We start from the raw sequence: 20,678 nt of genomic DNA, 5'->3' as shown, positions 1-20,678 counted from the left end.
ACGATGCAGGGCCTTGTTTCATGAACGGATAAAACGATCAGGATTTGCTTTCGATCCACTTGTTGGCCTCGCGCACGTCAAGTGTTCCGACATATATGGCACGACCGGAAATGGCCCCTTCAAGGCCCTTGCTGCACAAAGGATACAGATTCGTGATGTCATTGATGGTGTGCACGCCACCCGCTGCAATGACGGGAATGGTGGTCATGGAGCACAGGCGTTCCAGAGCGTCGATGTTCACGCCGGTCTGCATGCCGTCCCGTGCAATGTCCGTATACACGAGAAAGGAAACGCCATTTTCCTCCAACCGGGGAAGGACATCCTCAATGCGCAGACCCGCATCCTCGACCCAACCCTTGCTCTTGAGAGCACCGTCCACGGCATCCAGTGAAACGCCTATCTGTCCGGGCAGGGCCGCGCAAAGCTCGGCAAACAACTCCGGACTTTCAAGAGCCATGGTGCCGATGATCAGCCGGGTCACTCCGGCCTCCACATAGGCCTTGGCGGTTTCCACGTCGCGGATGCCGCCGCCCAATTGCACCGGGATGTCGATGGCCGCGCAGATATCCTTGATCAACTGGTAGTTCTTGGGCTTGCCGGAAAAGGCACCGTCAAGGTCCACCACATGCAGATACTTGCAGCCGAGTCCGGCCCAATGCCGCGCCTGAGCCACGGGATCGGAAGAAAAAACCGTGACCTGGTCTTCCTTGCCTTGGGCAAGGCGCACGCACTGGCCGTCCTTGATGTCTACAGCCGGGAAAAGAATCATAATCCGATTTCCATAAGTTTTTCGTCAATGCCTTCCTTGGCCAGCTCAAGCGCGCTGACCCATTTGGCACCCCGGTCAAAGAACTTACCTGCATTCAGCAGGTTTTCGGACAGGGCTTGCTGGGTCTCCGAGTAGTGGCCGCGCAACATGGTGCGCTCCTTCACATTGATGAGGTAAAGATCGATGGTCACGGAGGCAGGCCTTCTCACGCCCCCTTCGCCGCCTTCGCGCTCACGCCAGGACAGAACCTGCGGCACGAGGATGTAATCCGCGGTCATGCACTTGCCCACGTTGACCCAATAGTTGAATGCGGACATGCGCGGAATACCCGCATCCTTGAACTCGACCACATTCTGACACTGCCGTGTAACGGCCGCCGGCGTGAAATTCATGACTCCGTGTTCGTTCAACGCCCCCTGGACAACCGAGTCCAGCTTGGCCAGCACCTCGGGGTCGACCGGCTTGCCTTCCTCGGGCAGATATCCGGCCAGCAGATCCATGGACGATGTGGGGCTGGTAAACATGGCCACCACAAGCTTGCCCTGCGGGCGCGGGGCAGTGACTTCAGGCCGGGACTTGCCGCAACCGGCCATGACCAACAGGCTAAAGCCGAATACCAGAATACAGGCGCGTGCTGTGAGTCGCTTCATCAGTCAAGACTCCCTTTTGTACTGGAAACCCCTTGGCGTTCCTGCCGCACGGCTGCTCCGAGAGCCCTGCCGAGCGCCTTGAACGCGGCCTCCAAAAGATGATGGCCGTTGCGGCCGTATTCAAACTTGATATGCAGGTTCATTCCTGCCCTGTACGCCAGCGATTTGAAAAATTCACGCCAGACGTCCTTTTCGTCTCCCGCAATCACGTCGGGCAACAGGGCGTCTTCGTAAACAAGATACGGTCGGCCGGAAAGATCGACGACGACTTCGGCCAGCGCCTCGTCCATGGGGACCTTGGCCCAGCCTACGCGGGCAATGCCCTGCTTGTCTCCCAAGGCCTCGGACAACACCTGTCCAAGACAGAGCGCAATGTCCTCCAGGGTATGATGGCTGTCGATTTCAAGGTCACCCTTGCAGGTCAGTTCCAGGTCGAAACCGCCCCAGAAACACATGAGGTCAAGCATGTGGTCGGCAAACCCGACCCCGGTGCCCACAGAAGCCCTGCCCTGCCCGTCCAGAACGAGCCGCAGGTCGATATCGGTTTCATTGGTGGTCCGCTTCACGGACGCTTCACGGCTGCTCACCGTATCCTCCTTTTTGTGGACAATATAAGAAAAATCCAGAAAAGAAAATATGCTACGAAGCCACGGGCCCGCCGAGCAGTCCACTCGCCGGGCCCGGAGCCTTATTATTCGTCCTTGGTCTCCGTCCCCTGATCTCCGGTCTGGCCCGGCTTGCCATCGTCTTCGACGGTCTCATCTTCCTCGGCGTCGTCGTTCCCGGCGGGCCCGGATTCGGAATCGTCTTCAGGCTCCGGTTCGGGCGCGGGCTTCTTCTTGCCAAAGAAATAGGCCACCCATACGCCAAGCTCATACAGAATGATCAGCGGCCCTGCCATGAGACACTGGGTAAAGGGATCGGGGGGAGTGAGCACTGCCGAGGTGACAAATGCAAGCAAAATTGCATACTTGCGTTTCTTCCGCAATCCCTTGGAGGTGACCACGCCAAGCCGCGCAAGGAAAAATATGAACAGCGGCAATTCAAAGACCACACCGAAGGCGAACAACAGTTTGAGGCAAAAACTCAGGTATTCATTCAGCTTGGGGGTAAACGCGATTTCCGAGGAAGCGAAGCTGGCAAAGAAATCAAAGCCGAACGGAAAAACCACGAAATATCCGAAAACGCCACCTGCAACAAAAAACACGGCGGACACGATGGCCATGGGAATGACCCAGCGGCGCTCGTGCGCATACAGGCCCGGGGCGATGAATCCCCATATCTGTGTGAAAATGACGGGACTCATAAGGAAAATGCCCGCCACAATGGAAATCTTGATATGGGCGAAAAACGCTTCCGCCGGATAGGTGTACTGAAAATGGCCGCTCATGGCCAAGGGGCCGAGCGATTTCTTGAGCGCCCCCATGAACACGGGCAACTGATCGAAATACTTGAAATCCGTGGTTCTTAGCACCTGCTCCAGCGACTGCTGGAGGTTGACAAAGAAGTCCTCGGGCAAAAGGAGCTGGCTGGCGGCATGTTTGTCCAGCACTTCCTTCATGGGCTTCATCAGAATGTCAAACAGCTTTTCGGCAAAACCGTAGCAGGCGATCATGCCCACGGCCGTGGCCAGCACGCTGCGCACCAGACGCTGGCGCAGCTCGCCCAGATGGTCCAGCAGTCCCATGCTGGCACTGCCCTGGGCTTCGGAATCGTCCTCGTCCGGTTCGTCATCCCCGTCGCCGGGTTCGTCCGGCCCATCGGTTCCGCCACCGTCACCGGATTCCGGCTCCGCGGCTTCCGTCTGCGGATCATCACCATCGTCCGCGTGATCAGCGGCATCGGCACCGGATGCCGTGCCTTCCGGGTTTTCGGAAGACACGGAATCGGGGCCGGATTCGACTCCGGCCCCGTTATTCTCTTCTGCGGGATTGCCCTGTTCCGATTCCGGGGAAACAGGCGTTGTTTCGTCCTGTTTCCTGTTTTCCTGATCCTTGTCTTTCTGATCGGGGGAACCGGGGGTCAATTCATTATCCGCGCTCATGCGCTCTCCTTGCCCTGCTCTTCAGAACCGGCTTCTGCCTTGACTGCGGTGTCTGCCTTTTCCGCGGCCTCGGAAACGGAATCCTTCGCGGGTTCCTCCTGCGGCTCTGCGGTCTCTTTCGATTTTTTCTCGGAAAGAGACTTCTCGGCCTCTTTCTTGCGCAGATCAGCCTCGGCCTGCTGCACTTCCTGATCGAGCGTGCTCTTGACGTCATTGCTCATGCGCTTGAATTCCGCCATGCCCTTGCCGAGACTGCGCATCATTTGCGGCAGCTTGGCCGGGCCGATGACAATGAGGGCAACAACAACGATGATCAGCAGTTCAGGTCCGCCAATTCCAAACATATCAATTCCTTGTGCAAGCAGTGAGTGCGGCTTATTCCCATTCGATGGTGCTCGGCGGTTTGGACGAAATGTCCAGAACCACACGGTTGACACCCTGTACCTCGTTGATAATGCGATTGGACATGCGCGCCAACACCTCGGAAGGCAGGCGGGTCCAGTCCGCTGTCATGGCGTCGATGCTGTCCACGATACGCAATGCAATGACGTTTTCGTAGGTGCGTCCGTCGCCCATGACGCCCACGGTCTTCAGGGGAAGAAGAACCGCGAATCCCTGCCATACCTTACGATACCAGTCCGAGGCAATAAGTTCGTTCTGAACGATGCGGTCGGCAAGGCGCAGGATCTGCAGCCGCTCTTCGGTGATCTCGCCGAGAATACGGATGGAAAGACCCGGACCCGGGAAGGGATGGCGCCAGATGATGTGTTCGGGCAGTCCCAATTCGTAGGCCGCGCGTCGAACCTCGTCCTTGAAAAGTTCGCGCAGTGGTTCCACCAGTTCGAGATTCATGGTCTCGGGCAGGCCGCCCACGTTGTGGTGGCTCTTGATCACGGCCGAAGGCCCCTTGAAGGATTCGGACTCGATCACGTCCGGGTACAGGGTTCCCTGTCCCAGGAACTTGACGCCATCGATATTCTTGGCCTCCCGATCGAACACGTCGATGAAGGTGTAGCCGATGATCTTGCGTTTCTTTTCCGGGTCGGTAACGCCCTTGAGCTTGCCGAGGAATTCGTCGGCTGCGTCCACGACCTTGACGTTGAGGTCGAAATGCTCGGCCAGAAAGCCGATGACTTCCTCGCGTTCGCCCATGCGCAGCAAACCGTTGTCCACGAAAATGCAGTGCAGGTTGCGGCCGATGGCCTTGTGCAGCAGCACGGCAGCCACGGTGGAGTCGATGCCGCCGGAAAGGCCGAGCACAACCTTGTCGTCGCCCACCTGCCGCTTGAGGTCTTCGATGCAGGTTTCCACGAACGAGGACATGGACCACGACGGCTTGAGGTCGGCCACCTTGAACAGGAAGTTGTTGATGATCTGTGCGCCCTGATCGGTATGCGCCACTTCCGGATGGAACTGCAGCGCATAAATCTTGCGCTCCCGGTTGCCCATGGCCGCGAATTCGATGGACTCGGTCTTGCCCATGATCTCGAAATCGTCGGGAATGGACTGCACACGGTCGCCATGAGACATCCAGACGGTCAGCTTGTCGCTGTTCTCAATGCCGTCGAACAGGGGGCTATCATTCAGGGCCTCGAACTCGGCGCGGCCGTATTCACGGTCCTTGGACGAAACCACCTTGCCGCCCAGCTTGTGGGCCAGCAACTGCATGCCATAGCATATGCCCAGCGTGGGCAGGTTCCATTCGAGGTATTCCGGAGCCAGATCCGGGCAACCACCCTCCAGCACGCTGGAAGGGCCGCCCGAAAGGATCAGGGCCTGAGGATTGAGGGCCTTGACCTTGGCCGGGTCCACATTGCAGGGGTGGATTTCCGAGTACACGCCCGCCTCGCGGATGCGCCGCGCAATGAGCTGGGTAAACTGGGACCCGAAATCCAGAATGACTACCTTGTCTTGATTCAGCATAGATATATTTCTCCGATTACCGCAAAGAGCGTACCCTTTGGGCTAGGATCCCTCAACCCTGTAGTTGGGGGATTCCTTGGTGATGGTCACGTCGTGAACATGGGACTCGCGCAGGCCTGCAGGTGAAATCTGCACCATCTGGGCCTTTTCGTACAGTTCTCCGATTTCCTGGCATCCGGTATAGCCCATGCCGGAACGAAGTCCGCCAATGAGCTGGTAGATGGACTCGCCCACCGGTCCGCGATACGGCACCCGGCCCACGATGCCTTCGGGCACGAGCTTCTTGGATTTTTCCTGGAAGTAACGGTCCGAGCTGCCTTTTTTCATGGCGTCGATGGATCCCATGCCGCGGTAGGTCTTGTAGGTGCGGCCCTGGTACAGGATGGTCTCGCCCGGGCTTTCCTCGGTGCCTGCGAAGAGGGAACCCATCATGCAGGAGTTGGCTCCCACAACCAGCGCTTTGACCACGTCGCCGGAATATTTGATGCCGCCGTCGGCAATGAGGCACTTGTCGGCCTCACGGCATGCGCGGGCAGCTTCCATGACAGCGGTGATCTGGGGCACGCCCACACCGGCAACCACGCGGGTGGTGCAGATGGATCCGGGACCGATACCCACCTTGACCGTATCCACGCCCGCCTCGATAAGCGCCTTGGCGCCTCCGTAGGTGGCCACGTTGCCGCCCACGATCTGGGCCTTCGGGAACGAGCTGCGGATCATGGCTACAGCCTCGAGAATGTTGCGGGAATGGCCGTGTGCGGAATCGAGTGCCAAAAAGTCGGCACCGGCCCGCAGCAGAGCCTCGGCCCGTGCCTCGCAGTCCTTGCCCACGCCGATGGCCGCGCCGCAGATCAGGCGGCCGAAGCCGTCCTTGACCGCGTTGGGGTATTTCTTGACCTTGTTGATGTCCTTGATGGTGATCAGCCCCTTGAGGTTGTCATCATCGTCCACCACCAGCAGCTTTTCAATACGGTTCTGGTGCAATTTGCGCTTGGCATCTTCAGTGGAAATTCCTTCGGTCACGGTCACCAGATCGCGCGAGGTCATGAGCTCGGAGACCGGGGTCTCCCGTTCGGAGACGAAACGGATGTCGCGGTTGGTGATGATGCCCACGAGATGTTCGCCCCGCACGACGGGCAGGCCGGAAATGCGGTATTCCTGCATGATGTCCATGACCTTGCCCAGCGTATCGTCGGGATGCACGGTAATGGGGTTGTGGATCATGCCGGATTCGGATTTCTTGACCCTGTCCACTTCGCGGACCTGTTCGCGCACGGACATGTTCTTGTGGATCACGCCCGCGCCGCCGTGTCGGGCCATGGCAATGGCCATGCGCGCTTCGGTCACGGTATCCATGGCAGCGGAAATGAGCGGGATATTGAGCTTGATTTCAGGCGTCAGGTACGTGGACGTATCCACGGAGTCGGGCAGCACTTCCGAATAGGCGGGAAGAAGGAGGACGTCATCAAATGTAAGGGCCTTGTCGAGAATCTTCTCCATTGGTTCCTCCGGGTTGTTTAACCTATCATACGATTAAGGCCGGACTTGCGTCCGGCCGTTCTTCGTTCGTTAGAGCCCGAGATACGCGCGCTTCACATCCTCGTTGGCGAGCAATGTGTCGCAGGTGTCGGTAAGCACTATCTTTCCGTTCTCCATTACGTAACCTCGGTGGCCGATCTTTAGCGCAAGGTTGGCGTTTTGTTCAACAAGAAAAATGGTGGTTCCCGATTCTTTATTAATTTTAGTAATGATATCAAATATCTGACGCACAATTAAAGGTGCCAGCCCCATGGATGGTTCATCCAGCAGCAAAAGCCGGGGCCGGGCCATGAGCGCACGGGCTATGGCCAGCATCTGCTGCTCGCCGCCCGAGAGGTTGCCGCCCATCTGCCTGCGGCGTTCATACAGAATGGGGAACAGCTCGTAGGCATATTCCCGGTCATGCTTGATGCCATCCTTGTCCGAACGCAGAAAGGCCCCCATGTCCAGGTTTTCGGAGATGGTCAATTCCGGAAAGATGAGCCGACCTTCCGGTACCTGGCAGATCCCCCGGGCGACCACCTTTTCCGCACTCATGCCGGTAATGTCCATATCCTCGTAGGTCACGCTGCCCCGGCGCGGATCGAGCACCCCGCAGATGGTCATGAGCGTGGTGGACTTGCCTGCGCCGTTGCCGCCTATCAGGGTAATGATCTCGCCATGGTCAATGTACAGATTGACGTCGTACAGGGCCTGGATGTTGCCGTAGTAGGTATCGATATTCTTCAACTCGAGCATTCTAGACATCGTCGTCCCCTTCTCCGAGATACGCCTTGATCACTGCGGGATCATCGCTGACTTCCCTGGGCGTGCCGTGGGCGATGAGCCTGCCGTAGTCCAGCACGAAGATGCGGTCGGACATGCTCATGACCATCTTCATGTCATGCTCGATAAGCAGGATGGAGATGGAGTATTCCTCGCGAATGCCCAGAACAAGATCCTTGAGCTCCGAGGTCTCCTGCGGGTTCATGCCCGCGGCGGGCTCGTCCAGCAGCAGCAGAAACGGGTCCGTGGCCATGGCCCGGGCAATCTCCAGCCTGCGCTGCTTGCCGTACGGCAGGTTGCAGGCCAGTTCGTTGGCGTATTCGTTCAGGTGCACCAGCTCGAGCAGATGGTAACTCTTTTCGATGATTTCCGTTTCTTCCCGCCGTGTTCTGCGGTTGTGGGAAACAGCGCCCCAGATACCGGATTTGGTGCGGCAGTGCGTGCCGATCATCACGTTTTCCAGCGTTGTCATGGACGGGAAAAGCCGAATGTTCTGGAACGTACGGGCCATGCCGATCTCGGTCACCAGATTCGGTTTGATGCCGTTGATGCGCCGGGGCTTTTCACCTTCGCGCCCCACCAGCACGTCGCCGCTCGTGGGCTTGTAAATGCCGGTAATGCAGTTGAAGAAGGTGGTCTTGCCCGCGCCGTTGGGGCCGATGAGCGCAGCGATCTCGCCCGCGTTCACGTCCAGATTGACCTCGTCGAGGGCACGGATGCCCCCGAAGTCCATGCAGATATCCTGTACATTGAGAACGGGACTAGCCATGTTCCGCCCCCGCTGTTTGCTTGCCCATATAGGTATAGACCTTGCGTTTGGCCCGAATCAGACCCTGCGGCCTGAAGACCATGACCAGAACCATGGTGGCTCCGAAAATGAGCATCCTGAATTCGGAAAAGGCCCGCAGGTATTCCGGCAGCAGGATGAGCACCAAAGCACCGAGGATGACGCCGCGAATGGACCCCATGCCGCCGATGACGACCACGGACAAAATGATGGCCGACTCCCAGAACGTGAAGCTGGCCGGGTTGATGAATGTGGTCTTGGCCGCAAACACCACGCCGGCCATGCCGGCCCAGGTGGCGCCGAGGGCAAAGGCCATCAGCTTGGTTTTGGTGCGGTCGATGCCCATGGCCTGACACGCGATCTCGTCCTCGCGCAGGGCCAGCCATGCCCGCCCTATGCGCGAATTCTGCAACCGGTTCACAAAGAAGATGGTCAGGATCATCAACCCGAGCATGATGTAATACATGAAGGTGATGGAATCAAAGACCCCGAACTTGTGGCCGAAGAGCATGGGCCGGTCGATGCCGGAAATGCCGCTGGGCCCCATGGTCACATCGCCCCAGTTTTCCAGCACCAGCCGAATGATTTCCCCGAAACCGAGGGTCACGATGGCCAGGTAGTCGCCGCGCAGGCGCAGTACCGGAAAACCGAGCAGGATGCCGCAGATGGCTCCAAGGAGGGCACCGATGGGCAGCATGGTCCAGAACCCGATCTCGAAATGCATGTTCATGAGCGCATAGGCATAAGCGCCCACCGCGTAGAAAGCCACATAGCCGAGGTCCAGCAGGCCGGCCAGCCCCACCACGATGTTCAGGCCGAGGCCCAAGGCAACATAGGTCAGGCAGGAAATCATGATGTTGGTCTGGTACATGCCCGCCATGTGCGGAAATATCACGGCTGCGGCACCAATCACGGCCAGCAGGCTCCACCTGGCTGCCGGAATGGTGGAGACGGACGTAAGCAAACGCTCCACCGGTCCTTCCGTGGCTACCTGATCCTTCTGCATTTCCTTGCGCTCGAGCAACCAGCGCCAGACAAATGAAAGCACGAACGAGCCGATGCCTACCCAAAGCAGGTTCATCCAACGCCATTCAATGGTCTTGTTGATGGTATCAACCTTGATGACCATGAGTGGAAACGTCAGGAACATGAACCACAGCGCCACGAGGATGGACCTCCTGAACGCATGGGGCACGCTGTCACACCCGGCCGAGAAGAAGGCCAGGGGGCTGCCCTTGTCAGCCTTTGCGTTGTTGTTCACGGTTTATCCCTTGTATTGCTTGCGCGCCTTGCGGCAGCGCGATTATCTACACTTTCTGCGTGGGCTGTTTGCCCATGATTCCGGCAGGCCTGAAGATAAGAATCAGGACCAGCAGGGCAAAAGCGAAAACGTCCTCGTAGTCCGATGACACGTAACCGGTGGCAAACGCCTCGGTCCAACCGAGGATGAGCGCCCCGAGCATGGCACCGGGAATGCTGCCGATACCGCCGAGCACTGCGGCCGTGAACGCCTTGATGCCCGCAATGAAGCCGATGTAATAGTTGATCTGGCCGATGTGCGAGGCAATGAGCACGCCGCCCACGGCGGCAAGGCTCGAACCGATCACGAAGGTGGCCGAGATCACGGTGTTGACGTTGATGCCCACAAGTTGCGCCATTTTCCGGTTCTGAGCCGTAGCGCGCATGGCCTTGCCCAGCTTGCCGAACTTGATGAACAGGGTCAGGCCGATGCAGACGAGCGCCGTGGTCACCACGATGACCAGTTCCGAACTGCTGATGATGCCGTTAAGACCGGGCACCTCGAATTCGGGGATCAGGCTCGGGAACGGCAGGAAGTCGGACGTCTGGGCCAGCATGACGTAGTTCTGCAGGAAAATGGACATGCCGATGGCGGAAATCAGAGGCGAGAGCCTCGGAGCGCCGCGCAGGGGCTTGTACGCGATTTTTTCAATGGTGAAGCCGTAGGCCGCGGAGTAAATCACCGCAACCACAACAGCCAGCACCAGAATGGCGAATGTGGGAAACCCCATGGCTCCCAGCACCCCGGCCACGATCAGCCCGGTGAACGCGCCGATCATGTATATCTCGCCATGAGCGAAGTTGATCAGCTCGATGATGCCATAGACCATGGTATAGCCCAAAGCGATCAATGCGTAGATGCTGCCGCGGGTCAGGCCCCCGAAAAAAAGTTCAAGGAAATATTCCATCAGTTTTCCTATCCAGTTTCTATACACAATCAGGGGGCAAGCCGCGGCCTGCCCCCTGCGTTTCATGCATTGTTTCCGAGCGCCGCCCTAGTTGGCGAGTTCCACATACTGGCCGTTCTTGACCTGATACACGGAGAATCCGACACCTTCGGCATCGCCGCGCTTGTCGAACTTGATCTTGCCCAGGGGGGTAACCACATACTGGGTGCGCAGAGCTTCGACAACCTTGTCATAATCGGTGGAACCGGCCTTCTCAACAGCGTTGAGCAGGGCCTGGGCAGCAGCGTAGGCCTGATAGAAGAACGCACCCGGATCGGAACCGAATTCCTTCTTGTGGGCGGCTTCGGCCACGGAGTACAGTTCGTTGGAAGAGATGTCGCGGGGACCGGTGGCGTAAACGCCTTCGGCATATTCGCCGGCGACCTTGATGAAGGTATCGTCCTTCACGCCGTCGTCGGAAAGGAACGGAATCTCCAGTCCCTTCTTGCGCATGCCGGTCACGATCTTGGAAGCTTCGGGATGATAGCCACCGAAGATCACGCCGTCAGCGCCGGAATTCTTGATTTTCTGAACCACGGCAGAGTAATCCACCGCGCCGGGGGTCACACCCTCGAACAGGACCACGGACATGTCGGGATCGGCTTCGGCAAACTGCTTGCAGAATTCCGCAAAGCCCTTGCCGTAGTCACCCTTGTCGTGAATCACGGCCACGTTCTTGAGGCCGAGTTTCTTGGCAAAATCAACTTCGAGCAACGCCTGGGCATCGTCCGAAGCGATGGTGCGGAAGAAGTTGGGGTAATCGCCGGACTGGGTCAGCGGCGGGTTGGTGGCGGACGGCGACATGCACACGACCTTGGCGTCCTTGTAAATTTCGAGCGCGGCCTTGGTGGCGCCGGAGCAGATATGGCCGAGGACGATTTTCACGCCGTCGGAGACCAGCTTGGTGGCAGCGTTGGTGGCCATTTCAGGCTTGCACTGGTCATCCTGTGCCTGAACTTCGACCTGCATGCCCAGCACGCCGCCCTTGGCATTGATTTCAGCAGCTACCAGCTTGGCAGCATTGACGGTCGGCAGACCGTAGGAGGCCAGGTCGCCACTGTGGGCGCCGGCAACACCGAGAACAAGCTTCTTGGCGGGAGCTTCTTCGGCTTTCTTTTCCTCTCCACCGCCGCAACCAGCCACGGCAAACGCCATGATCGCCATTGCGAACACTACCAAACTCCATTTCCCTCTCATAACGGTCCTCTCCTATAAACGTAATGGTTCCAACGGTTTGTGAATCAGAAGGAAAAGCGACAGCCTTCTGCTTCCATACACGCTACGATCGATTGTAAAGAACAAGTGGCGGAAGTTCTTTATTTTAGAGAAATTACCAAACTTGTCAATAATGACCCATTTACATTAAGACAATTATTTCGGACAATTACATTTTTTCAAGCTCGTTGAGTTCCGCCTGCGCGTGTTTCTTCATTTCCTCATCGGCGTTCGGCATTTCGACAACAGCCCGGAAATGCCTGACGGCTCCTTGGGGGTCGTTGAGATAATGCTTGAATATTATGCCCAGATTGTAATGGGATAACGCGTCATCGGGTTGCTGGGCCAGAATCCGCTCATAGACCTCCACGGCCTTTTCATGCATCTGCTTCTGAAAATAGCAAATTCCTACGCTTTTGAGAATGATCACGTTATCCGGCTGCAACGCCTTGGCGCGCTCCAGAAACACCAATGCACGGTCCCAGGCGCGCATCATCAGAAACGCGTTGGCCAGTTCCATGAGATTTTCCACGTTGTCCGGTTCGGTCTCGGCCTTGGCCATCATGGCCTGAAGACCGCCCATGCCCGAGGCCATGGCTCCCATTGCGCTGGTTTTCTTCTTGGCGTGCACAGCCATGTTCGGATGGTTGGCCCGGTAGACAATGGAAACACCAAATATGGTCAGCAGGCTGAGCCCACAGACAAGCAGGACCAGCTTGCGGCCGAACACGTTGCTAGCTTTCGTCATTGTCCGCCCCCAGAAGTTCGAGCTGACGCACACGTTTCTCAAGGGTCGCCGACCGTGAGGCCAGAAAAACCACGTACCCGGCGATCCCCGTCCAGACGATGATGTTTGCCGTAAAAAGATATGTTGCCACAGACATGATTGCTCCGTTGTCAGGTAGTTGCAGGGGGATGGCGAATGCTGCGCCACCCGGCCCCTGCCTTCGTGTTGTTTATTGGTTCAACAATCCTGCAGTGTTCAGTCTTCGTCCCATACGAGCATGGCGTCCAGCCGCGCACGCAGCCCCAGTTGGCGGATGCGCGAGACAAGCAACGCGCCCCACACGAAACCGAACGCGCCCAGCCCGGCAAAAACCGTGTACCACATGGAGGCCAGCATACCGCCGCCCTCGCGGGCCAGACCGTCCGGATGCGCGCTGCCCCACAATTTGGAGGCGAAAAACACCAAGGGCACGTCCAAAAAGGCGACCACCCCCAGCACCGCACAAATAACGGCCTTGCGGTTGCCGCCCACGGGCGATGCCCGCAAAACCAGATACCCGGCATACACATACCACATGATCAGGGTGGTGGTCAGCTTGGGGTCCCATACCCACCAATGCCCCCACTCGGCCCGCGCCCAGGTGGACCCCGTGCCGAGCGCCAGCGTGGCCAGCAGCACGCCGACCTCGGCAGAGGCCGCGGCCAGACGATCGTAGCGGTCATTGCGAGTCAGCAGGTACATGCCGCTGGCAAAGAACACGAAAAAGAAGCTCACCAGCGCCCACCACGAACAGGGAAGATGCATATAAAAAATCTTCTGGACCGGGCCGGACTGCGCCACAGGCGCATAGAACCAGATCATCCACTGGTGCAGGACCAGAGCCGGAACGGATAGCAGGGCCAGTATTTTCACCTTATCCATGCGACAAACTCCGAATAACACTACTCTTCCCCGCCGTACACGAAGGGGAACAAAATCAGGCCCGCGCCCGAAAAAACACCATCAAACGCGCCGATAACTCCCAGCCAACGCCCGGCTCCGGACGCGTCTTCACCCGAAAAGACCATGCCGAACAGAGTGATTCCGGCCAGCAACACGGGCAGCAACAAGGGAAACACGATCACGGACAGCAACGATTCACGCGCACCCTGCCCCTGCGAAAGTGCTCCGAGCAACGCTCCCAGCACAACCAGACCAAGATCTGCGGCCAACAGCGTGCCGAGCAGAAGCCACAAGGAGCCGTTCACGGATTGTCCGAGAAACGCAATGGTGGCGGGCAGGAAAACGAGCTGGGTTACCAAAAGCAGGCCCAAACCGGCCACGCCCTTGCCCAGCCAGACCGCGTGCACCGGAACCGGAGACGACAACAGCCCCATGCGTGCGCCGTTGGCCTCTTCGAGACTGAACAGGTCGTTGAAGATCAGCACCAGCCCGAACGCGGACGACAGCCAGAAGATGGCCCCGGCCGCCTGCGGGGAAATGGTCCCGCCCAACGGTTTGGACAGGCTGAACAGAAAAATCAGCAACAGTCCCAGCAGCACGGCCTGCACCAGCCCCTGACCGCCGGAAACGGACAGAGCCAGATCCTTGGCGGCCACCAGCCGCGCACGTCTCAACACAACAGCCTCCCGGCATCGAAATCCGTTGCGGGGCCGTAGTAGTCAACGCGCTTTTTGGCTAGACAGAGCACGGTGTCGGCCATGGCCACGTCTTCGCCCAAATGGTGACTAATCCAGACAATGGAAACGCCCTGCTCCCGATACGCGACAATCTCGTCACGCAACATGGAGAGCGAGCGCACGTCCAGCCCGGTGCCGGGTTCGTCCAGAAACACCAGCGACGGTCGCACCAGATACACACGTGCCAAATTCAGACGCTGGGCCATGCCCCGGGAAAACCCTCCGGCCTTTTCCTCTGCGGCCCGAAACAGCCCGACACGCTGCAACACCGCGTCCAGCTCATCCGCAGTCGGCTTCAGGCCGTACATGCCGGCCCAGAAGCTCAGGTTGGCGCGGGCGGTCATGCCCGGATACAAAAAAGTGGAATGTCCCAGATAGGCGACCCGTTCGTCCGGCAGGTTCAGGGAAACGTCTCCGGCAGAGGGCCGCGCCAGCCCGGCCATGATCTTGACCAGCGTGGACTTGCCCGCGCCGTTGGCCCCGGCCACCAGCAGCACCTCCCCGGCCCGCAGAGAACAGCTCACGTCCTTGAAGACCAGCTTGGAACCGAAGAACTTGGCGCAACGGCGCACGTTCAGGACAGTGTCGTCAGCACCGGACATGGCGGCTAGACCACCTCCTGCCGATGACGCCTGAGCAACAGGAACCCGAACAGGCACATGAGCGTGCCACCGATCCATATCCAGTTCACCAGCGGATTGACGCTGATCTTGAAGCTCAACTTGCCGCTCGCATCCAATCCCAGCAGCGTGGCGTACAGCTCGTCGCCCAAACCGGGAATAAGCGAAACCTCGGCAAACTGCTGGCGCGGAAAATTGCGGTAGATGCGCTTTTCCGGATACAGAACCCCGATTTCCTCTTCTCCGAGTGAAACCCTGAGAGTCCCCACAAGCCGGGCACGCAGCTCCGGAGTGCTGTCCTGCTTGGAGTCCACGAACGTCATGGTGTAATCGCCCACCTGCACGCTTTCGCCCTTGGCCAGCATGACTTCGCGCTCGATTTTGTACGGCCCGGAAAAGGCAATGCCCAAGGCCAGCAGGGCAAGACCGAGATGAATTCCGTACTGCCCCCACGACTGCCGACTCTTGCGCATGCCCGGATACAGCACGAACAGCAGCACAATGGTCACCACGGCGGCACACGCCGAAGCCGCGGCAAACACCGCCAGCGGCTTGGTCATGCCCATGGCCAGCAACACGATGGCCGAAGCGACCAGAGTCCCGGCAGCTCCGTAGATCCCCACATAACTGCGAATGCCGCCCTTCCAGCCCAGCCACGGGCAAAAGGCGAAAACGAACACGAGCACACTCATGAACGGCAGGCAGACGCGATTGTAAAAATGCTGGTCCAGCCCCACGGGGTTGGCACTCCACAGCTTGCTGATCACCGGCCACATGGTGCCGAGGGTGACCACGAAACCGAGCGCAAGGAAAAACCATGCTGCAGCCACAAGCAGGCCCTGACGGCTCATCATGTCGCTCAGCGAACGCTTGACGTGGAACTCGCCCACGGTCACGCAAACCAGCGTCAGGACAAACCCGACAACCATGGCCACGAACAGGGGCAGCGACACCCCGGACTCGCCAAAGGTGTGCAAAGACTCGATCACGCCGCTGCGGGTCAGGTATGTGCTGAAGATACAGAGCAGGAACGTCAGGGACATGAGGAACACGTTGGTGCGCTGCAATGCGCCCCGGCGCTGCTCGATGATGGCCGTGTGCAAAAAGGCCGTGGCCGCAAACCACGGAATGAGCGAGGCGTTCTCCACCGGGTCCCATGCCCAGTAGCCGCCCCAGCCGAGTTCCATGTAGGACCACCACCCGCCGAGGATGATGCCGGCGGTCAGGAACACCCACGCCAGGATGTTCCAGTTGCGCATGAGCTTGACCCACGACTTGGCTTCACCGGCAATGCTGGCAGCAAGGGCACAGGCGGCCGGAATGGTGAAGCCGGCAAAACCGAGAAACAGGAGCGGCGGATGAAAGATCATGCCCGGGTTGCGCAGCAACGGGTTCAGGCCGCGCCCATCCGACGGCGTGGGTACCAGAGTCATGAACGGGTTGGACCAGCTGGTGAGCAGCAACAGGAAAAAGCCCTGAATGGTCATGAACAGTACCCAGAAATACAGCCGCGTCTTCGGTGCAAGTGCCCGATATGACGGCGTGTACACGAAAGCCACGCCACTGACGGCCACGATCAGCTCCCAGAACAGCAGCGATCCCTCGCGGCCACCCCAGAACGCGGTGAGCGTGTAGACGAAATTCAGTGTATTATCGACGTTTTCATAGACGTAGAGAAATGCATAGTTACGGGCAGCCAGCGCCATGAGCAGAATGAGCGATGAAAAAACCACGCCCATGGCCACGCCGATATTGCCGTACTCCACAAACGGGCAGACATCGTCCCTGTCGGACCAGGCCGCCCACAGGGCCATTGAGGCGGTGACCAGACTGGCAAGAAGTGCAAAAAGGAGCCCGATGTAGGCGGTCAGTTGCATGAAAACTCCTTGAAAAAGACCCGTGCCGCAGGCCGGGTTGTTCAGGTTCGGCGTGATGTACCCGTTTCGAAAAACAACGGCAAGCCCGTTGGGACGTTTAAAGGGCTATCCTTGGGACTTTTCCATCTCCGCACTCTGCTCGCGGTATTTGGAGGGACATTTGGTGACCAGCGAAGTGGCCGTGAAGACCCTGTTCCCGTGATCGAATTTCCCTTCCACAATGACCTCCACGCCCGGCTTGAAGGTATCCGGCACCGCGCCCTGATACTCCACGCGCAGCATCTTTGCGCCGTCCACCTTGTCCACGAGATCGAAATCCACGCCCAGTGCACCGGGTGTGGTTTCCAGATTCTCGGGCGAAACCTTGCCGAACAGACGGGCCCGGTCAAGGGATTCCTGTTTCATGGCCAAAGCCTCGGACACGTTCAGGAAATACGTGCTGTTTTCGGAAAGGCCGGACCACAAAAGGTATCCCAATCCTCCCAGAAAGAGAACCATGGCCGCAATATATATGCTCTTGTTTGTCTTCTTGGACATCGTCATTCCTTATTGTTTACGGGCGGGATGTCGTCCTCGCCCTGCCCCTGCACCAGATTGCCGCGACGCATTCTTGCAAGCTCGCGCATATCCACCACCTGGTCGGTCTCGTCCACGATCTCGTTGCCCAGTATTTCCTCGAGCACGTCCTCGAGCGAAATGACCCCGGCCATGCCGCCGTATTCGTCCAGCACCACGAAAAGGTGCATCCTGCTGCCCAGGAACTTGACCAGCACCTGGTCCAGGGTCAGGCTTTCCAGCACGAAACGCACCGGACGCATGAGATCGGAAAGTTTCAGTTCGTCGTGATCGTCGGCCAGCGCCTCGAAAACCTGACGCCGGTAAACGATGCCCACGATGTCGTCGTTGTCGTCACCAAAAACCGGCACCCGGCTGTGAGGCCACACCGGATGCGACTCGCGCGCCTCGGCAACGGTCATGTCCGCGGACAGGCTGAAAACCACGGTACGCGGTGTCATGACCTGCTCCACGCTCTTGTCGTCCAGCAGCAGAATGTTGCGGATGGACTGTTCCTCGTAGGGTTTGATCACCCCGCTGCGCCGGGTCAGACTGGCCACGGCCAGAATATCCGCCTCGCTGTGCTCCGGGGATTTGCGGCTGCCGCGAATCGCAGCGGCAACAAGGCCGAGCACCATGACCGCGGGCTTGAACACCCAGACCAGCACGCGAAGCGTGGAGGCCAGCGGGGGCGCTATGGCATCGTTGTAGACCACGCCGATCGTCTTGGGCAAAATCTCGGAAATGATCAGGATAACCAGCGTGAAAACCAGCGTGAACAGCCACAGGGTGTCCTCGCCGTAAATATCGGCCCAGGCCCAGCCAGCCACGGCCGCACCCGCAGTGTGAGCCACCGTGTTCAGGGTCAGGATGGCCGTGATGGGTTCTTCCACATTGTTGCGCAGGCATTCCAGCATCGCACCGGATTTCTTTCCGCAACGCTTGAGCCTTTCCACCTGACTCCAGGGCAGGGAATACAACGCGGCCTCCGCCAGTGAACAGAAGGTGGAAACAAAAACCGCCAGCCCGACGGCAAGGATGAGTTCTAACATGATTTTGTGTTGGTCACCTCGCGAAAAAACAAGGCCGTAAAAGCCGTTTTTCCAGTGTTTGGAACATAACAGAAGCCCAAGCGCACTGCAACCGGCCAGAAGGCTTGACTTGCCGAATGTTTTCGGCACACTGAGCGGGTTCGGCAAACCCGGGAAAAAATCATATGAAAAAAGTAGACAATACAGCCAAGGCCGTGGTGGTCCGATTGGGGCACATGGGCGACGTGGCCCTGACCACAGGGGTTCTCGAGCATTGGCGCAGAACCCGAAACATGCGTTTCGTGTTCGTGACCAGGGAATCGTTCGCCCCCATCCTGCACGGGCATCCTGCCGTGGAACAGGTTTGGACCGTGGACGAGCAGGCCCTTGGCAGCACCCGGGCATGGCTGCGCGAATGCTCCATACTGGCCCGGCAATTCGGCCACCTGCCCCTGCTCGACCTGCACGGCAGCCTGCGTTCACGCATTCTGGGCATGCGCTGGCCCGGCACGGTGCGCCGCTACCCCAAACTCGGCCTGCAACGCCGCATATTCAGCCGCACCGGGGCCCGGCGCTTCCAATCCATGCTGGAACACACCAACGTGCCGCAGCGCTACGCCATGGCACTGGAACGCGACCATACTCCCGCCGACGCCCTGCTCCCGCAGATCACACTTTTCCCCGAAGAACAGGAACAGGCCCGATCGACCCTGACCCCGTTACGCACCGACGGACCGCTGGTTGCATTGCACCCCTATGCCACGCACCCGTCCAAGCAATGGCCCGAGGCACACTGGCGATCGCTGACAGAACTTCTCGAACAGGCGGAGATCGACTGGATTGTGGTGGGTCGCAGCAAGACCTCACTGTTTCCCGAATCCCCCAACGACCTGACCAACCGGACAAACCTGCGCACCACCTGCGCCCTGCTGGCCGAGGCAAACGCAATGGTCACCAACGATTCAGGCCCCATGCACCTCGCTTCTGGCGTGGGCACGCCGGTGGTGGCCCTGTTCGGCCCCACGGCAAAGGCATGGGGATTCTACCCGGCCGGAACAAGAGACATGGTTCTGGAGCGGGACATGGACTGCCGTCCCTGCTCACTGCACGGGGCCGAGGCCTGTGCCAACGGGCTTGCGTGTCTCTCCGGGATATCGGCAAAGCAGGCAATGCGCGCTGTGCAAACCGTGCTGGACAACCGGTAGAAAAAACGCTCCCGCGCATTGACCAACGCGGATTCAGCCCCTAAAATCAGCCATCATCGGAACTCCAGCACAGGAACCAGAATGGCCGACCTCTACATCCCCATTGCCACGCGCCTGATCCTGCCCAGCACCAAAGCGGGCTTCGTGAGCTACCTGAAACAGGGGGACAAATACGTACTCTACTCCACGTCCGGTGAGCAATTTTCCGCAGAGCACCAGTTGCGCCTGGAAATCCAGGACGTGAACACCCTCTACGTGCACAAGGATGAAGAGGAGGAATTGAACGCCTATGTGGAGCGGTATATCGCCAGAATGCTTGCGGACGGCTCCATCCCCATGAGTGCACGGGCCGAGGCTTGGACCCGCTCGGCAAACTCCGTGGCCCGGGACCTGTTCGAGGCCAAGCTGCCCCCGCGCCAGTTGCAGGAACAATACAACCGTTTCCAGCGATTCATCACGGAAAGCGCGACACTGTTCCGGTCGCCGCGTGGACTCAAGGAGCTTTCCAAGCTCATTGCCCACGGCTACGACATCTACAATCACGGACTGGGAACCGCCGTGCTCACGGCCTGCGTGCTCATGACGCTGGACGGCGGCGAGGACCTGCTGGCCGACTGCGGGGGCGGCGCCATGCTGCACGACTACGGCAAGCTCTCGCTGGACCCGGACCTGCTCAAGGCCGACCCGGACATCATGCCGCTGGCCCAACGCCGCATTTGGGACACGCATCCCATCCTCGGCGTGCAATCCTGTGCCACCATCCCGCTCTCACCGGAGAGCATCCATTGCGTGCTCTTTCACCATGAACGCGAAGACGGCAAGGGTTTCCCCGGCCGGGTCAAGGGCGAGGACATCCCCCTGTATGCCCGCATCGTGGCCCTGTGCGAACACTACGACAAACTCACACGCAAGCAATACTACCGCCCGGCGTACAAGCCGTACGAGGCGCTGAAAATCATCAAGCAGGACAAGGGAATGTACAACAGGGACGCGTTCATGCGCCTGGTCAGCGTGCTCTCCGAAGCGGACGTGGCCTCCATCTAGAA

General features: G+C 58.9%; 22 protein-coding genes. 2 read left to right on the top strand and 20 right to left on the bottom strand.

Translation table 11 applies throughout. From position 1 onward, the window contains the following. Positions 1 to 37: 37 nt before the first annotated feature. The 20 genes from hisA to F8A88_RS03055 all read right to left on the bottom strand — a co-directional run bounded on the left by hisA (position 38) and on the right by F8A88_RS03055 (position 18,448). Positions 38 to 769, bottom strand: coding sequence for a 1-(5-phosphoribosyl)-5-[(5-phosphoribosylamino)methylideneamino]imidazole-4-carboxamide isomerase (hisA, locus tag F8A88_RS03150; protein ID WP_151149608.1), 732 nt, complete (start codon positions 767 to 769; stop codon positions 38 to 40). Further along, positions 766 to 1,419, bottom strand: a complete 654-nt coding sequence (locus tag F8A88_RS03145; RefSeq protein WP_151149607.1) for a hypothetical protein — start codon at positions 1,417 to 1,419, stop codon at positions 766 to 768. Before F8A88_RS03145 ends, hisA begins: the two co-directional genes overlap by 4 nt. After that, complete coding sequence (gene hisB / locus F8A88_RS03140) at positions 1,419 to 2,006, bottom strand: imidazoleglycerol-phosphate dehydratase HisB (protein ID WP_151149606.1); 588 nt, start codon at positions 2,004 to 2,006, stop codon at positions 1,419 to 1,421. The genes F8A88_RS03145 and hisB overlap by 1 nt, the downstream gene beginning before the upstream one ends. Before the next feature lie 104 nt (positions 2,007 to 2,110). After that, on the bottom strand, positions 2,111 to 3,463 hold the full coding sequence (gene tatC, locus F8A88_RS03135; RefSeq protein WP_151149605.1) for a twin-arginine translocase subunit TatC: 1,353 nt from the start codon (positions 3,461 to 3,463) through the stop codon (positions 2,111 to 2,113). Next, a complete protein-coding gene (gene tatB, locus F8A88_RS03130) occupies positions 3,460 to 3,807 on the bottom strand; it encodes a Sec-independent protein translocase protein TatB (RefSeq protein ID WP_151149604.1) in 348 nt (115 codons plus the stop codon). The genes tatC and tatB overlap by 4 nt, the downstream gene beginning before the upstream one ends. Before the next feature lie 31 nt (positions 3,808 to 3,838). Next, positions 3,839 to 5,386: a glutamine-hydrolyzing GMP synthase gene (gene guaA / locus F8A88_RS03125; RefSeq protein WP_151149603.1), complete on the bottom strand. Its 1,548-nt coding sequence runs from the start codon at positions 5,384 to 5,386 to the stop codon at positions 3,839 to 3,841. Positions 5,387 to 5,428: 42 nt separating this feature from the next. Continuing rightward, complete coding sequence (gene guaB, locus F8A88_RS03120) at positions 5,429 to 6,886, bottom strand: IMP dehydrogenase (RefSeq protein WP_151149602.1); 1,458 nt, start codon at positions 6,884 to 6,886, stop codon at positions 5,429 to 5,431. A 69-nt stretch (positions 6,887 to 6,955) separates the two neighbouring features. Next, complete coding sequence (locus tag F8A88_RS03115) at positions 6,956 to 7,663, bottom strand: ABC transporter ATP-binding protein (protein ID WP_151150241.1); 708 nt, start codon at positions 7,661 to 7,663, stop codon at positions 6,956 to 6,958. Position 7,664: 1 nt separating this feature from the next. Continuing rightward, positions 7,665 to 8,459 carry an ABC transporter ATP-binding protein gene (locus F8A88_RS03110; RefSeq protein WP_151149601.1) on the bottom strand — a complete coding sequence of 265 codons (795 nt, stop codon included), beginning with the start codon at positions 8,457 to 8,459 and terminating at the stop codon, positions 7,665 to 7,667. Continuing rightward, positions 8,452 to 9,627 (bottom strand): ABC transporter permease subunit, encoded by a 1,176-nt coding sequence (locus F8A88_RS03105; RefSeq protein WP_151150240.1) that lies wholly within the window; start codon positions 9,625 to 9,627, stop codon positions 8,452 to 8,454. Before F8A88_RS03105 ends, F8A88_RS03110 begins: the two co-directional genes overlap by 8 nt. Before the next feature lie 157 nt (positions 9,628 to 9,784). After that, positions 9,785 to 10,684: a branched-chain amino acid ABC transporter permease gene (locus F8A88_RS03100; RefSeq protein ID WP_151149600.1), complete on the bottom strand. Its 900-nt coding sequence runs from the start codon at positions 10,682 to 10,684 to the stop codon at positions 9,785 to 9,787. Positions 10,685 to 10,771: 87 nt separating this feature from the next. Beyond that, positions 10,772 to 11,920, bottom strand: a complete 1,149-nt coding sequence (locus F8A88_RS03095; RefSeq protein WP_151149599.1) for a branched-chain amino acid ABC transporter substrate-binding protein — start codon at positions 11,918 to 11,920, stop codon at positions 10,772 to 10,774. Positions 11,921 to 12,107: 187 nt separating this feature from the next. Continuing rightward, a complete protein-coding gene (locus F8A88_RS03090) occupies positions 12,108 to 12,686 on the bottom strand; it encodes a tetratricopeptide repeat protein (protein ID WP_151149598.1) in 579 nt (192 codons plus the stop codon). Beyond that, a complete protein-coding gene (locus F8A88_RS03085) occupies positions 12,673 to 12,822 on the bottom strand; it encodes a CcmD family protein (protein ID WP_151149597.1) in 150 nt (49 codons plus the stop codon). Before F8A88_RS03085 ends, F8A88_RS03090 begins: the two co-directional genes overlap by 14 nt. A gap of 98 nt (positions 12,823 to 12,920) precedes the next feature. Beyond that, positions 12,921 to 13,586, bottom strand: a complete 666-nt coding sequence (gene ccsA, locus F8A88_RS03080) for a cytochrome c biogenesis protein CcsA (protein WP_151149596.1) — start codon at positions 13,584 to 13,586, stop codon at positions 12,921 to 12,923. A 20-nt stretch (positions 13,587 to 13,606) separates the two neighbouring features. Continuing rightward, positions 13,607 to 14,284, bottom strand: a complete 678-nt coding sequence (locus F8A88_RS03075) for a heme exporter protein CcmB (RefSeq protein WP_151149595.1) — start codon at positions 14,282 to 14,284, stop codon at positions 13,607 to 13,609. Further along, positions 14,278 to 14,946, bottom strand: a complete 669-nt coding sequence (locus F8A88_RS03070; RefSeq protein WP_151149594.1) for an ABC transporter ATP-binding protein — start codon at positions 14,944 to 14,946, stop codon at positions 14,278 to 14,280. Before F8A88_RS03070 ends, F8A88_RS03075 begins: the two co-directional genes overlap by 7 nt. 5 nt (positions 14,947 to 14,951) lie before the next feature. Continuing rightward, on the bottom strand, positions 14,952 to 16,841 hold the full coding sequence (locus F8A88_RS03065; protein ID WP_151149593.1) for a heme lyase CcmF/NrfE family subunit: 1,890 nt from the start codon (positions 16,839 to 16,841) through the stop codon (positions 14,952 to 14,954). A 105-nt stretch (positions 16,842 to 16,946) separates the two neighbouring features. Further along, on the bottom strand, positions 16,947 to 17,378 hold the full coding sequence (locus F8A88_RS03060; RefSeq protein ID WP_151149592.1) for a cytochrome c maturation protein CcmE: 432 nt from the start codon (positions 17,376 to 17,378) through the stop codon (positions 16,947 to 16,949). Positions 17,379 to 17,380: 2 nt separating this feature from the next. Then, positions 17,381 to 18,448 (bottom strand): hemolysin family protein, encoded by a 1,068-nt coding sequence (locus F8A88_RS03055; RefSeq protein WP_151149591.1) that lies wholly within the window; start codon positions 18,446 to 18,448, stop codon positions 17,381 to 17,383. Between the two features lie 164 nt (positions 18,449 to 18,612). On the opposite strand from F8A88_RS03055, the gene F8A88_RS03050 reads away from it, so the two are divergent. Continuing rightward, positions 18,613 to 19,632, top strand: coding sequence for a glycosyltransferase family 9 protein (locus F8A88_RS03050; protein ID WP_194163265.1), 1,020 nt, complete (start codon positions 18,613 to 18,615; stop codon positions 19,630 to 19,632). Positions 19,633 to 19,713: 81 nt separating this feature from the next. After that, positions 19,714 to 20,676, top strand: a complete 963-nt coding sequence (locus F8A88_RS03045) for an HD-GYP domain-containing protein (RefSeq protein ID WP_151149590.1) — start codon at positions 19,714 to 19,716, stop codon at positions 20,674 to 20,676. The last annotated feature ends 2 nt before the right edge of the window (positions 20,677 to 20,678 follow it).

Origin of the sequence: Pseudodesulfovibrio senegalensis, from assembly GCF_008830225.1 — a bacterium.
GTDB classification, from domain to species: domain Bacteria; phylum Desulfobacterota; class Desulfovibrionia; order Desulfovibrionales; family Desulfovibrionaceae; genus Pseudodesulfovibrio; species Pseudodesulfovibrio senegalensis.
The sequence above is the reverse complement of the archived record's forward strand: the minus strand, read 5'-3'. Positions and strand labels throughout refer to the sequence as shown.